10 protein-coding genes are annotated in these 13,494 nt (G+C 74.3%); 3 read left to right on the top strand and 7 right to left on the bottom strand.

Annotation, left to right across the window (positions count from 1 at the left end):
* Positions 1–165: 165 nt before the first annotated feature.
* The 4 genes from HNR70_RS00570 to HNR70_RS00555 all read right to left on the bottom strand — a co-directional run bounded on the left by HNR70_RS00570 (position 166) and on the right by HNR70_RS00555 (position 5,790).
* Complete coding sequence (locus HNR70_RS00570) at positions 166–1,095, bottom strand: class I SAM-dependent methyltransferase (protein ID WP_184323944.1); 930 nt, start codon at positions 1,093–1,095, stop codon at positions 166–168.
* 68 nt (positions 1,096–1,163) lie between these two features.
* The gene (locus tag HNR70_RS00565) at positions 1,164–3,047 is read right to left on the bottom strand and encodes an ABC transporter ATP-binding protein (RefSeq protein WP_184323943.1); all 1,884 of its coding nucleotides are present in this window, start codon (positions 3,045–3,047) and stop codon (positions 1,164–1,166) included.
* Positions 3,044–5,281 (bottom strand): ABC transporter ATP-binding protein, encoded by a 2,238-nt coding sequence (locus tag HNR70_RS00560; protein WP_184323942.1) that lies wholly within the window; start codon positions 5,279–5,281, stop codon positions 3,044–3,046. The genes HNR70_RS00565 and HNR70_RS00560 overlap by 4 nt, the downstream gene beginning before the upstream one ends.
* A complete protein-coding gene (locus tag HNR70_RS00555) occupies positions 5,278–5,790 on the bottom strand; it encodes a DUF456 domain-containing protein (RefSeq protein ID WP_184323941.1) in 513 nt (170 codons plus the stop codon). The genes HNR70_RS00560 and HNR70_RS00555 overlap by 4 nt, the downstream gene beginning before the upstream one ends.
* A 335-nt stretch (positions 5,791–6,125) precedes the next feature.
* Here HNR70_RS00555 and HNR70_RS00550 point away from each other — a divergent pair, with 335 nt between their 5' ends.
* A complete protein-coding gene (locus HNR70_RS00550) occupies positions 6,126–6,515 on the top strand; it encodes a hypothetical protein (RefSeq protein ID WP_184323940.1) in 390 nt (129 codons plus the stop codon).
* Positions 6,516–6,519: 4 nt separating this feature from the next.
* Here the strand turns inward: HNR70_RS00550 and HNR70_RS00545 are convergent, their stop codons facing one another.
* On the bottom strand, positions 6,520–7,521 hold the full coding sequence (locus HNR70_RS00545; RefSeq protein WP_184323939.1) for a beta-ketoacyl-ACP synthase III: 1,002 nt from the start codon (positions 7,519–7,521) through the stop codon (positions 6,520–6,522).
* A gap of 100 nt (positions 7,522–7,621) precedes the next feature.
* On the opposite strand from HNR70_RS00545, the gene HNR70_RS00540 reads away from it, so the two are divergent.
* Both HNR70_RS00540 and HNR70_RS00535 read left to right on the top strand, forming a co-directional pair.
* Positions 7,622–8,416: a VanZ family protein gene (locus HNR70_RS00540; RefSeq protein ID WP_184323938.1), complete on the top strand. Its 795-nt coding sequence runs from the start codon at positions 7,622–7,624 to the stop codon at positions 8,414–8,416.
* A gap of 124 nt (positions 8,417–8,540) precedes the next feature.
* Complete coding sequence (locus tag HNR70_RS00535; protein ID WP_184323937.1) at positions 8,541–8,897, top strand: TetR-like C-terminal domain-containing protein; 357 nt, start codon at positions 8,541–8,543, stop codon at positions 8,895–8,897.
* 70 nt (positions 8,898–8,967) lie between these two features.
* Here the strand turns inward: HNR70_RS00535 and HNR70_RS16340 are convergent, their stop codons facing one another.
* Positions 8,968–12,252, bottom strand: coding sequence for an AAA family ATPase (locus HNR70_RS16340; RefSeq protein WP_184323936.1), 3,285 nt, complete (start codon positions 12,250–12,252; stop codon positions 8,968–8,970).
* Positions 12,249–13,427: an exonuclease SbcCD subunit D gene (locus HNR70_RS00525; protein ID WP_184323935.1), complete on the bottom strand. Its 1,179-nt coding sequence runs from the start codon at positions 13,425–13,427 to the stop codon at positions 12,249–12,251. Before HNR70_RS00525 ends, HNR70_RS16340 begins: the two co-directional genes overlap by 4 nt.
* Positions 13,428–13,494: the final 67 nt, after the last annotated feature.

Here is a 13,494-nt window from a genome sequence, read left to right as displayed (position 1 = left end):
GGGCGACGCGACAGGGCGCACCGCGCCGAGGCAGCGCACGACCGGGCCGGGCAGGGCGTCTGAGGCGTCGCCAAATGTGCCCAGTAGCGACGCGCCAGGCACCGTGACCACGGGGAAGCGACGCGTGAGGCACCGTGGCCCGCCACGTGGCGCGCCAGTGCTCCCTCACCCCGCGCGGTAGAGGAAGAGGTCCGTGCGATAGGGGACGCCGACCACGTCGCCGCGGGCGTGGCCGAGGTGGTCGTGGAGGTACCAGTCGAGGTTCGCGAGCACCTTCTTCTGCTGCGTCTCGGGTGCGGTGAGGAAGTAGCTGCGGGTGCGGGCGAGGTCGATGATGTCGCCGGTGGGCATCGGGTCCTCCCACGTGATGGCGTGCCGCTCCACCAGCTCGAGCCCGCTGCCGACGGTCGGGCGGAAGTCCTCGCGGTGGACGTCGCCGGCGTGCATGATCCGCGAGAGGCGGTGCACCCAGGGGATCGTCACGTCGAGCATGTTCCACACGAGCGCGAGCACCCCGCCCGGCGCGAGCAGCCGCAGCACCTCGGCCGACGCCGCCTCCGCGTCGAACCAGTGCCACGCCTGCGCGACGGTCACGAGCTCGGCGCTGCGATCGGGAAGGCCGGTCGCCTCGGCCGGGGCGAGGTGGGTGGTGAGGATCGGGGCGGCCGACGGGGGCTGGTCGGGGGCGGGCGTTGCGGCCGACGGCGCCTGGTCCGGGCCTGCACCTGTGGAGGATGCGCCGCGCCGTCGGGCGGTGGCGAGCATGGCGGCGCTGGTGTCCACGGCCGTGACCTGGAGCCCGCGCGCGACCAGCGCCCAGGAGAGCTTGCCGGTGCCGGCGCCGAGGTCGATGGCGCGAGCAGGGGCACTCGACCCACGCGAAGGCACCGCCTCGAGGATCGCGTCGAGCACCGGTGCCGGGTAGCCGGGGCGGAGGCGGTCGTAGTCCTCGCCCTGGTCGGCGAAGGCTCCGGCGAGCGCACTCTTGCGCTCGGCGCTGCCGAAGCGCGGCTCGTCCCGCGCAGAGATCGGGGGGACCGGCGGGTGCAGCGGCGAGACGGGATCAGGTGCGGCGGGGGTGAGCGGGTCGGACACGACCAGCAGTCTAGGAGCCGCCGCGACGCCCACCCGTCGCCGACGGTTCACCGCAGCGAGCCCCCGCCTCACCGCGTCGCGCGGTGCGCGGTCCAGGACCGGTGCAGCCCCGCGTAGATCCCGTCCTCGATCCCCACCAGCTCGTCGTGGGTGCCGTGCTCCACCAGGTCGCCGTGGTCCAGGACCATGATCCGGTCAGCGCGCTCGGCGGTGGAGAGGCGGTGAGCGATGGTGAGCGTGGTGCGGCCGCGGGCGAGGCCGTCGATCGCCTGGGCGAGGCGCACGTCGGCCGCGGGGTCGACGGCGCTGGTGGCCTCGTCGAGCACGATGATGTCGGGGTCGGCGAGGTAGGCGCGGGCGAGCGCCACGAGCTGCCGCTCCCCGGCGCTGAGGGACTCGCCGCGCTGGCCGACGGGGGTGTCCAGCCCCTCCGGGAGCTCGTCGGCCCAGGCCTGGAGCCCGAGCTCGGCGAGTGCCCGGTGCATGTCCTCGTCGGTCGCGTCGGGGCGGCCGTAGCGGAGGTTCCCGGCGACGGTGGTGTCGAAGAGGAAGCCCTCCTGCGGCACCATCACCACGCGCGAGCGCAGGGACGAGTAGGGCACGAGGTGCAGCGGCACGCCGCCCACGGTGATCGACCCGGAGGTGGGGTCCATCATGCGGGTGAGCAGCTTGGCGAGGGTGGTCTTGCCGGAGCCGGTCTCGCCCACGATCGCGATGCGGGAGCGGGCGGGGATCGTGACGTCCAGGCCGTGGATGACCTCGGGCCCGGTCGGGTAGCGGTAGCGCAGCTCCCGGATCTCGATGTCGAGCGGGCCGACCGGCAGCGGCGTCGCGCCGGGGACGGGGTCGGTGCGTCGGCCGGTGTGGGGGTCCATGGAGCCGGCCGGGTCGGCGACGTCGGCCGGGGTGTCGAGCACGCCGAGCACGCGACGCCAGCCGGCCACCGCGTTCTGCGCCTCGGAGAGCATCTCGATGCCCATGCGGACGGGCTGGCTGAACAGGGAGACGAGGAAGACGAAGGCGACCACGCCGCCGGCGGTGAGCTCCGCGCCAGGCAGGTCGATGCCGAGAGCCCCGGTCCCGAGCACGATGCCGACCACGACCACGACAGCGGTGGCGAGCCCGTCGGCCGTCTCCGAGAGGAAGAAGGAGACGGACTGGGGGCGCAGGACCGCCATCTGCGCGTCGCGGACCTCGCCGATGCGGTCGATCTGGCGGTCGCGGGTGCGCTCCTCGATGCCGTAGGCGCGCACGGTCGCGGAGCCGACGAGGGACTCGGAGATCGCGCCGAGCATGGCGCCGACCTTGGTGCGCACCACCTGGTAGCGGGCGCGGATGCGCTTCTGCAGGGCGCCCATGAGGAACAGGATCGGCAGGTAGCAGATCCACACCGCGAGCGCGAGCGGCCAGGAGTAGAAGGCCATGACGCCGGTGGCGAGGACGAGCTGGAAGCTCATCACCACCAGCATGATCCCGCCGAAGCTCATGAACTGGCTGACGGTGTCGACGTCGCTGGTCACGTGCGAGACGAGCGCGCCGCGCTGCTCGGTGCCCTGGGTGAGCAGGGACAGGTCGTGGATGTGGCGGAAGGCGCGGGTGCGCAGGGTCGCCAGCGACGTCTCGGCCAGGCGGAACAGGCGCCGGTTCATCAGGACGTTGCAGGTGGCGGTGGCGAGCAGCACGAGGGCGGCGAGGCCCGCGGCGCCGGTGACGAAGGCGAGGTCGGGCACCTCGGGCTCGATGATGCCGCGGTCGAGGATCGCCTGGACGGCGATGGGGACGACGACCTTGCCGGCGGTCGCGATGACGGCGAGCAGCAGGGTGATCCACAGCCCGCGCAGCAGTTCGGGGGTGAGCGCGAGGCCGCGCCCGATGGTGGAGAGCGCGCCCTCGTCGGTGCGAGTCTCGCCGTCGAGCGCGGAGGAGCCGGCGCGGGCGTTCGCGGCGGTCATCGGGCGTCCTCCTCGTCCTTCGGGGCGGCCGACGGGGGCGCGTCGACGATGCGGCTCGCGTCGGCGGTGCGCTCGGGGCGGCCGACGAGGGCGCGGCCCTCGGGCCCGCGGGGCCTGCCGGCCGGGCGTCCCTCGTCGGCCGATCCGTCCCCGCGGCCGACGGCGCGCAGCGCGCCCGTCCTGGTCGGGGGTTCCCAGCCGGTGTCCTCGTCGGCCCCGTGCTCCTCGCGGCGCACGCGCCCGGCGCCGTGCCGCTCGACCGCGTCCTCGAGGGTGCGGGCGCGGGCGGCGTCGACGCCCTCGGCGGGATCGGGGCCGTCGCCCGGCTCGGGACGATTCGCCTCGAGGAGGCTGTGGGAGATCGCGGCCTCGTCGTACGCGTCGACGAGCGCGCGGTAGCCCTCGGAGCGTCCGCGCAGCTCCTCGTGGGTGCCGGTCGCGGCGACGCGGCCGTGGTCGAGGTAGACGACCTGGTCGGCGAGCGAGATCGTGGACTTGCGGTAGGCGACCAGCAGCAGGGTCGACTCGGTCATCTCGCGGCGGATCCCGTCGAGGATCGCGAGTTCGACGCTCGGGTCGCAGGCGCTGGTGGCGTCGTCGAGGATGAGCAGCCGGGGCCTGCGGGCGAGGGCCCGAGCGAGCGCGATGCGCTGGCGCTGTCCGCCGGAGAGGCTGCCGCCCCGCTCCCCGAGCTCGGTGTCGAGCCCGTCGGGCAGGGCGTCGACGAAGGCCTCGGCCTGGGCGACGCGCAGCGCCCAGCGCACGGTCTCCTCGTCGATGTCCTCGCCGAGGGTGACGTTCTCGCGCACGGTGTCGTCGAAGACGAAGGCCTGCTGGAGCACGAGGGCGACGTCGGCCGTGAGCGCCTCGGCGGTGAGCGTGCGCAGCTCGGCGCCGTCAAGGCTGATGGTGCCGGAGGTCGGCTCGATGAGGCCGGCGGCGAGGAGGGCGAGGGTCGACTTGCCGGAGCCCGTGGAGCCGACGACGGCGAGGACGCGGGTGCCGGCGGTCGGGTCGGCGGTGAGGGTGACGCCGGTGAGGGCGTGGCCCTCGCGCACCCGCAGGTCCTCGGCGCGGGTGCCTCGGCCGAGGATCACCTGGGAGGGGTCGTCGCGGTAGACGAAGGAGACGCCGCGCATGGCGAGCACGCCGGGGCCGTCCGGGAGGGGGGCGGGGCCGTAGGTGCGCTGCTCGGTGACGTCGAGGATCTGCTGGACGCGGCCGCCGCCCACGACGGTGCGGGAGAGGTCCCCGAGCACCCATCCGAACGAGCGGATCGGCAGGGACATCAGCGTGAACAGGTAGGACACCTCGACGAGCTGCCCGGCGGTGAGGTGCCCGTCGCCGATGCGCCACGCGCCGAGCACCGCGACGGCGAGGATGCCGAGGTTCGGCAGCGCATCGATCGCCGGATCGAACCAGCCGCGGATGTAGCCGAAGCGGATGCCGGTCTCGCGCAGCTCCTCGGCGGTGCGGGTGAAGCGCCGCTCCTCGACGTCCTCGCGGCCCAGCGACTTCACCACGTTCGCGCCGTCGAAGGACTCGTGGGCGATCTCGGCGACCTCGGCACGCAGCTGCTGGGAGCGCATGGCGATCGGGGTGGCGAAGCGCTGCAGCAGCACGTTCAGCACGATGAGCAGCACGATCAGCGCGAGCATGACCAGCAGAACCACCGGATCGATGCGGGCGACGACCACCGTCGCGTACACGAGCATGACCACGGTCGCGAGCGCGAAGGGGAAGGGCGCCATGGCGAAGAAGGTCGCCTCGACGTCGGAGTACATCGAGCTCAGCAGCGTGCCGGTGGCCTGGCGGCGGTGCCACAGCAGCGGCACCCGCGCGTACACGGCGGCGAGCCGCTCGCGGTAGAGGCGGAACAGGTCGTACTGGGTGGCGGCGGCGAAGATGCGCCGCGCCATGACGGTGACCGCGCGGGCGACCGCGATGCCGAGGATCGCCGCGCCGCCGCCGAGCAGCAGCGCGGGCGCGGCCTCACCGGAGAGGAACGAGGGCACGACCACCTCATCGGTGACGCGGCCGATGACGGTGCTGGTCGCGATCTGCAGCAGCGCGAAGGCGATCGCGCCGAGGGTGGCGAGCACGAACCAGCGCTTCTGCTCCCAAGCGCCGGTGAGCAGGCGCTTGAGGCCGGGGAGCAGGACGGCGGGGTGCTGCGAGGGGGTGGGTGCGCTGGGGCGTGCGGGGGCGGTGGTGTCGTCGGCCGGAGAGGTCATGCGGTGACGAAGTGGACGATGATCGCGACCGCGAAGGTGATCGAGGAGAGCATGGCCATGCCGAACTCGATCAGGATCCCCAGGCCCAGCGCCTTCAGCGCGATGATCGTGTTGTCCAGGCCCTTCTTCCAGTCCTTCAGTCGCAGCGACTCCGCGACGTACAGGCCCACGAGGAACCCGATGGGCAGGCCGAGGAAGGGGATGACGAAGAAGCCGACGATGGCGCAGGCGATCGCGATGTAGATCGGCCGCATCGGCACCTCGGCCGCGTGGAGGCGTCGGCCGGTGAGGACGTAGCTGGTGGCCATGCCGATCGCGGAGAACACCAGCACCAGCGCGAAGGCGATCCACGCGGGCGCGCCGCCCAGCACGATCGCCCAGATCAGGGTGGCGATGACGATCGTGATGGTGCCGGGCAGCACGGGCACGATGATGCCGGTGAGGCCGACGACGTAGGCGAGGCCGGCGAGGACCGTGACGATGATCTGGACGGTGAGCGAGTCGACCACGGGGTCCTCCGGGGAAGGGCTGATGGGGGCCGATGAACAGGTGGCCACGTGAGAACCTCCCTGGGTCACCCGGAGCGGATGAGGGGAGGGCGCCGAGCCGGCGGGCTCCATCCTATCGGCGCCGAGGAGCAGAGCTCTCGGCACGGCGGGGACTGGGGCCGCTCCGTGCCGGGCTCGGTGCACAGCGTTGTCGGTGCAGGCCGGTTGCGCGGGACGGTCGTCGCAGACCCGATGCGGGATCCCGTCGTGGTGAGGGCGGGGCATGATGGGCCATGTCGCGGGATGCGGCGCGGCGGACCGTGCCGCGCGCGGCCCCGCCGGGAAGGAGCCTTCGCATGGTGTCCCGACGTCGCGCTGCCGGTGTGCTCGTCGCCCTGGTCGCCTCTCTCGCCGCCTGCAGCTCGCGGGAGTCCGACCAGCGCCTGGTCACGCTCGACCGCACGCGGACGTCACCCTCCGGCGAGGTGGTCGCAGCACTGGTCGCCGAGGATGACGTCCTGCACCCGATCATCTGCGACCGCGAGGGCGAGGAGATGTGGCGGGACGACCTCGAGCACGTCGAGCGCTACGTTCCCGGTGTGCTGTGGGAGAGCGGAGCGGACGTGCTCTGGATCCTCTCCACCGACCACGGCAACGCCAGCGTGCGCCGGGACTCCTCGGGGGCGTGGGCCAGGACCATGGGCTCCGACGGCATGCCCGAGGATGTCGCGGCTCTGGTCCGCTGAGCCCTCAGGGCAGGCGGACCACCTGGCCGGCCCAGGAGAACCCGCCGCCGAATCCGACCAGCAGCGCCGTCGCGCCCGACGGGATCCTGCCCGCCTCCCGCAGGCGGGAGATGGCCAGCGGGATGGTCGCGGCCGACGTGTTGCCGGAGGTGATGATGTCGTCGGCGACGACCGCGTCCTCGCGCAGCCCGAGCGCCGCGGCGAGCGGCTCGATCATGCGCAGGTTCGCCTGGTGCGGGACGAACACGTCGATGTCCTCCATGGTCAGCCCCGCCGCGTCGACGATCCGGCGGGAGATCTTCGGCGCCTCGCGCAGCGCCCAGCCGAGGACCTGCCGGCCCTGCTGGGAGAAGTACGGGCCCTTGCCGTCGACCTCGTCGATGACCACGGCGTCGGCGAGCTCCGGGACGGTCCCCCACACCACCGGGGAGATCGTGGGCTCTTCGCTCGCGGTGAGGACCATCGCCCCTGCGCCGTCGGCGGTGAGGATGCAGGTGGTCCGATCGGTGTAGTCGGTGACCGCGGAGAGCTTCTCCGCACCGATGACGAGGGTGGTGGTCGAGGCACCCGTGCGGAGGGACATGTCGGCCACGGCCAGGGCGTGCTCGAAGCCGGAGCAGGCGGCGCCCACGTCGAAGGCGGCCGGGGCGGGGATCCCCAGAGCCTGGGCGACACGACCGGCGACGCTCGGGGAGCGCTCGAGGTTCGAACAGGTCGCGACGATCACCTGGGTGACGTCGGCGGCGTCGACGCCCGCGTCGGCCAGCGCAGCGCGAGCGGCGGGGATCGCGAGATCGCGGACGTCCTGGTCCTCGTCGGCGATGCGGCGCTCCTCGATGCCGGTGCGCTGACGGATCCACTCGTCACTCGTCTCGACCAGCTGCTCGAGGTCGCGGTTGGTCATCACACGGTCGGGCCGGTGGTGGCCGGTGCCGACGATGCGGGATCCAGGCACCGCGGCCGAGGCGGCGAAGGGACGCGCGGCGGCGCCGGTCTGAGTGATCATGAACGGGCTCCTGGGTGGCGAGGGGATGGTCCGATGGTAGGTCCCCGCGCGCTCCGCGGCGACGCGCCGGCGTCCAGGGTAGGCCCCGTAGCGTTCTGCCATGACCGAACTGGCGAGACTGGCCCTGGTGGGCATCGTGGGCGGCATCGCCGTCTTCGTGCCCGTCGCGCCGGTCGCCGCGCTCCTGCAGCGCCGCCGCTTCGGCAGGGTGCGGCCGACGCGCCTCGCCGCCATCGCCGCGATCTGCATCTACACCATGGCCCTCGCAGGCCTCACCATCGCCCCCGCCTACGAGATCGCAGCGACCTGCCGGAGCCGCGTGGGCGGCGAGCTGCGGGCCGAGCCCTTCGCGGCGGTGGCGAGGATCCTCGAGGTCCGCGCCGGCGGCGCGAGCCTGCTCGAGGTCGCGACCTCCTGGCCGATGATGCAGCTGCTCGCCAACATCGCCCTGTTCGTGCCGCTGGGGATGATCCTGCGCGGCGTGTTCCGCCTGGACACAACGACCACCCTCGCGATCGGCCTGATGCTCTCGGTGCTCATCGAGGTCACGCAGTACACCGGTGCGTGGGGGCTCTACCCCTGCGGAGTGCGGATCGCGGACATCGACGACGTGTTCACCAACGCCGCCGGCGCCTGGATCGGGGCGCTCTGCGCGCCGCTGCTGACCCGGCTCGGGGTGCCGCTGTTCGGCCGCGAGGAGCGCCACTGGCCCGAGTCTCTCGGCGGGACGGGGGCCGGCGGGGGCGCGGGGGGCGACGGGGGCGCGGGCGACGGAGGTGCGGCCGACGGTCGCACGCTCGACGACCACGACGCGCTCTTCGGCGAAATCGGCGCGCAGCAGGAGCGCGGCCGACGTCGGGCGGACCGTCGCCGCGCCGGGCGCCACAGGGACTGAGGGCGCGCCGCCGCCGGAGCACCCACCGAGGAGCTGCACGTTTGCGTCGCAATTTCACATTCTGACGACGCAAACTACAACCTCGCCGCGCTGAAGCGACGCGAACCGCACCCTCGCCTCGCCGGTGCCGGAGACCGGTGACCTGCGCGCCGATCTCGGTGCCTGGCTCGCAGAGCGGGCGCGCACGATCCTCGCGCCGGGCGGTCGGTCGGTGGCCCGCGCGCTCGCGACCGCGTCAGCCGCGGGGCCGGATCAGCGCGAGCTGTTCGACGAGGTGCTCACCCGCCCGGCCGGAGCGGTGGTCGTCGCCCGGCTGGAGCGCGCATCGGCCGACGGGGAGGAGGTGCCCGCGGTGCCGCCGGAGGTGACGGCGGACCTGATCACCGGCTACCTCACCCTCGCGACCCTCGGCGCGGCACCGCTGGACGAGGTGCGGCTGCGCCAGGTGCTCGACGCGGTGCTGCCGCCCGCGGCGGAGTAGCACGCCCCCACCCGCGACAGCGAGGCACGCCCCCGCCCGCGGCCGAGTAGCACGCGGCCCCACCCTCGCGTCAGGCGGTGATGGTGAGGGTGGAGCGGCTGTCGGCGCCGCGGCGCACGTGGATCTGCTCGGCGATCTGGGACTTCATGTCGCCGACGTGGCTGACGATTCCGATGGTGCGCCCGTTCTCGGCGAGGCGTCGGACCTCCCGCACCACGGTCTCGAGCGTCGCGGGATCCAGGGACCCGAAGCCCTCGTCGATGAAGAGGGTCTCCATCTGCACTCCCCCGGCCTCGCCGGTGACGATGTCCGCCAGGCCCAGGGCGAGGGCGAGCGAGACGAAGAAGGTCTCGCCGCCGGAGAGGGTCTCGGGCACGCGCACCTGGTCGGTGCGACGGTCCAGGACCAGCAGGTCCAGGCCTGTCTTCTTCGCACCGCGGGCGCCGGTGTCGCGCAGCAGCTCGAGGTCGGAGCCGGAGAAGAGGGCGAGGCGCGCATTCGCCGCCTCGATGACCGCGTCGAGCCGCCACATGAGCACGTAGGTGGACAGCTGCACCCGCTCCCCGTCGGCCGAGCGGCCGGTGGCGAGGTCGGCCACGCGCACCACGACGCCGGCGTCCTCGCTGACGGTGCGGACCTGCACGGACGCTGCGGCGAGGGCCTCCCGGGCGGCGCCGGCACGCTGGGCGATACCGGCGCTCTGCGCGGCCCGCCCTGCGGCCTCGCGGGCGGCGGACTGCGCCGCGGCGAGGGTCTCGGTCGCGGACCTGACCGCCGTCTCGGCCTGCTCACGCGCCTCGTCGGTGGCGACGGTCCCCGCGATGCCGTCCTCGGCGAGGCCGTCAGCGAGGCGCCCCTCGTCCACGGCGCGGGTCTGGACGAGCTTCTGCAGGCGGCTGCGCTCCTCGGCCGGGAGCACGGCGGCGCGGGCGGCCTCGGCGGTGGCGAGTGCGCTGGTGGCGAGCGCGGTGTCCGCCTCGGCGGCGAGCTCGGCGGCGCGCTGCTCGGCCCCTGTCCGGGTGCGAAGTGCCTCGCGCAGCGCGGTGGCGGCGCGGGCGCGGAGGGTGTGGCGGCGCCGACGGGCGGCGATGGTCTCGTCCTCGCCGCGGGCCTCGATGAGCCGCGAACGGTCGGCGGTGAGGGCGCGGTCTGCCTCGTCGATGCCGGTGCGCTCGCGGGTGACGGTGAGGGCGAGCTGTTCCCTCGCACGGGTGGCCTTCTCGGTCCCGGCGTCGAAGGCGGTGAGCTGCTTCTCGAGCGCCTCGGAGCGGGTCGCCGCAGTGGTCGCCGCGGTGACGGCGGCGGTGCGGGTCTCGACCTCGGCGCGCGCGGTCTCGGGGGTGTGCTCGCCGGCCTGCTCGCGCAGTCGCTCGAGCTGCTGGCGGGCGAGGGCGAGGGCCTGCGCGTCGGCGGCCTGGAGCTTCTCGGCCTGCTGGCGAGCGGCCTCAGCGACCTCGACCTGCTCGGGGCTGACGGCGTCCTCGGACGGGTCCGCCGGGTGGGGGTGCTCGAGGGAGCCGCAGACGGGGCAGGCGGTCTCGTCCTCGAGATCGGTGGCGAGCTCGGCGGCGATCCCGGCGAAGCGGCGGCGGCGCAGCGTCGCCTCCTCCTCGGCGCGGGTGCGGGCGGTGCGCAGGGACGTCTGCGCCTTCTCCTCCGCCGTCGACACCGCGGCGGCCTGGGCGGCTGCAGCGGTCGCGGCCCTCAGCACCTCCTGTGCGGCGGCGAGGGCGAGCTTCGCCTCGGCGAGGCCCGCGGCGGCGGTGCGCGCCTCATCGCGCTCGGTGACCAGGGCCGTGCGCTGCGCGGGACGCTCGGCGAGCTGCGCGGTCGCGGTCTCGAGCTCCCTCTCACGCGCGGCGAGGGTGTCGCGCCGGCCGGCGAGGGCCTGCTCCCGCTCGGGCAGGGCGGTCTCGAGGGCGACGAGGTCGGCCAGGGCGCCCGCGGCGCCGGTCGCCTCGTCGGCCGCGGCCGCGAGTGCCTCCGCGGCACCGTCCGACGACGTCTCCGCAGGTCCCTCGAGGGTCCCGGTCGTGTCGAGGGCGAAGAGGGAGGGGGTGCTCTCGTCGGGCTCCTCCTCCGGCCTCTCGGTCGCCGCTCCCTCCCCCATCGGCCGCTCGAGGAGCGCCACGAGGTCGGGGTGGTCGCCCTGGGTGCGGGCGGCGAGGGCGGTGAGCACCTCGATCGCCTCGGTCGCGGCCGACGAGGCGGCGTCGCGGCGGCGCAGCACGTCGACGACAGGCCGGGCGGCCTGGTCGCGCTCGATCGCCGCGGATGCCTCAGTGACCTGCGGCTTCTCCGCCTCGAGGCGGGTGGCGAGCTGGTCGAGGACGCGGCGCCGGTCGATGCGCGCAAGCGCGGTGGTAGCGGCGTCGGCCGCGGTACGGGCCGTCTGCTCCCTCTCCTGCGCCGCGGCGGAGGCGGTGGCGGCCTCGGCGGCGCGGGCGGTGACGTGGGCGAGCTGCGCGTCCGCGCCCTCGGCGAGCGGCTCGAGGCGCAGGGCGGTCGCGTGCTCGGCGAGCGCGGCGGAGGAGAGGAGCGCGGCGGGTGCGGCAGGGCCCTCGCCGTCGGCGGCGTCGAGTGCGGCGGCGTCGGGTGCGGCAGCGTCCTGGTCAGCGGTCACAGCGGGATCGCCGCCGTCGAGCGCGGTGGCCTCCGTGAAGCGGGCGAGCGCCCCGTTCAGGGTCTGCTGGGCGGCGTCGACCTGGCGCTTGGCCTGCTTGCGCATCTCCTCGAGCTGCTTCTCCACGGCCGCGTAGGTCTCGGTGCCGAAGACGCGCTGGAGCACCTGCTGGCGCTCCCCGGTGCCGGCGCGCAGGAAGCGGGCGAACTCGTTCTGGGGCAGCAGGACGGTCTGAGTGAACTGGTCGCGGGTCAGGCCCACGGCCCGCTGCACCTCGCGGCCCACCTCGTCGAGACGGCTGGCGACCACCTCGACGCCGGCGCCTGCTCCGGCCCGGTCGGCGATGACGTCGGGAAGCGCCTGCGGAGAGCCGATCCGCCACATGACGGCCTTGGCCTGCTCCTTCGTGGTGCCCGTGCCGCGCAGCTTGGGGCGTTGGAACTCGGGGCTGCGGCGCACGCGGTGCAGGCCCGACGCGGTCTCGAAGACGAGGTCGACGACGCTCGGCTCGGTGGGCGCGGCGAACTGCGAGCGGATCCGGTCGGCGCTCGTCGCAGCGCCCGCGACCTGCCCGTAGAGGGCGTAGACGATCGCGTCGAGGATCGTGGACTTGCCCGATCCCGTCGGCCCCTCGAGCAGGAACATGCCGCTCGCGCCGAGGGCGGCGAAGTCGACGTCGACGGTGCCGGCGAAGGGGCCGATCCCGGTGAGGCGGAGGTGGTGGAGCTTCACGAGGCCTCCTGCTGCCGGCGCACGGCGGTGTAGGCGCGGTCGAGCACGTCGTGCTCGGCGGGGGTGGGGGTGCCGCCGGTGACGTGGGCGAGGAACTCGTCCATCACCTCCAGCGGGTTCTGCTCGCGCCGCACCACGGGCGTGCCCTCACGGGCCTCCCGCCCCTCGGGCGCGTACTCGGTGAGCAGCAGGTGCGGGTAGGCCTCGCGCAGCTGCTCCTGCAGGTGGGCGGGGCGGGCGGGGTCGGTGACCACGGCCTTCAGCCAGTCCCCGGCGTGCTCGTCGCGGCGGGCGAGGATCTCCTCGAGGGTGCCGCGCAGCTCGGTGAGGCGGCGCGGCACCGGGGTGGGGATGCGCTGCACCGACGCCTCGGCCCGGCCCCCGTCGGCCGTGGGCGCTCCCAGCTCAACCAGCAGCACCGACTTGCGGTGGTTCTTCTCGGAGAAGGAGAACGCGAGCGGCGAGCCGGAGTACCAGGCCGGCGCGCCGACGAGGCCGGTGAGGTCCTGGCAGCCGTGGAGGTGGCCGAGGGCGAGGTAATCGATGCCGGCGAGGACCCCGGCGGGGACGGAGTCGACGCCGCCGACGGAGAGATCCCGCTCGGAGTCGGACGCCTCGCCGCCGGTGACGAAGGTGTGGGCGAGCACGACGGTGCGGGCGCCGGGATGGGCGGCGGCCTTCTCGCGCACCCGGTCCAGCGCCGCGCGGGTGACGGCCTCGTGGCTGCGGGCCAGCGGCTCCTCCCCCTCCCCGGCCAGCTCCGTGCGCGCACGATCCGGCTCGAGATAGGGCAGGCCGAAGAACATCACCTCGCCGTGCTCGTCGGCGACGGAGACGGGATGCTCGATGCCGGGCACGTCGGTGAGCAGGTGGATGCCCGCGCGCATGAGGGAGCGGCCGAAGCCGAGCCGCTCCGGGGAGTCATGGTTCCCGCTGGTCAGCACCACGGTCGCGCCCGTGTCCGCGAGGCGCGCGAGGGCCCGGTCCAGCAAGGTCACGCTCGAGACGGCGGGCACCGCCCGGTCGTACACGTCCCCGGGGACCACGACCACGTCGACCTGCTCGTCCCGCACCAGGTCCACCAGCCAGTCGAGGAACGCGGCCTGGTGCTCGTGGAGGTCGACCTTGTGCAGGGTGCGCCCCAGATGCCAGTCCGAGGTGTGCAGGATCTTCATGCCCCCGAGCCTACGAGCGGGGTGGGACAGCCGGCGGCGCGGCCGGGTCGTCGTGGACGGAGGGGCT

It is taken from the genome of Brachybacterium aquaticum (assembly GCF_014204755.1).
In the GTDB taxonomy this organism is placed as follows: Bacteria; Actinomycetota; Actinomycetes; order Actinomycetales; family Dermabacteraceae; genus Brachybacterium; species Brachybacterium aquaticum.
Note: the sequence above shows the minus strand (reverse complement) of the source record. Positions and strands in the feature narration are given on the sequence as shown.

What these genes read in the sequence shown, in the direction of transcription:
- HNR70_RS00565 (WP_184323943.1), bottom strand. Translation starts at nt 3,047, where the DNA reads ATGACCGCCGCGAACGCCCGCGCCGGCTCCTCCGCGCTCGACGGCGAG.
- HNR70_RS00560 (WP_184323942.1), bottom strand. Translation starts at nt 5,281, where the DNA reads ATGACCTCTCCGGCCGACGACACCACCGCCCCCGCACGCCCCAGCGCA.
- HNR70_RS00550 (WP_184323940.1), top strand. Translation starts at nt 6,126, where the DNA reads ATGGTGTCCCGACGTCGCGCTGCCGGTGTGCTCGTCGCCCTGGTCGCC.
- HNR70_RS00545 (WP_184323939.1), bottom strand. Translation starts at nt 7,521, where the DNA reads ATGATCACTCAGACCGGCGCCGCCGCGCGTCCCTTCGCCGCCTCGGCC.
- HNR70_RS00540 (WP_184323938.1), top strand. Translation starts at nt 7,622, where the DNA reads ATGACCGAACTGGCGAGACTGGCCCTGGTGGGCATCGTGGGCGGCATC.
- HNR70_RS00525 (WP_184323935.1), bottom strand. Translation starts at nt 13,427, where the DNA reads ATGAAGATCCTGCACACCTCGGACTGGCATCTGGGGCGCACCCTGCAC.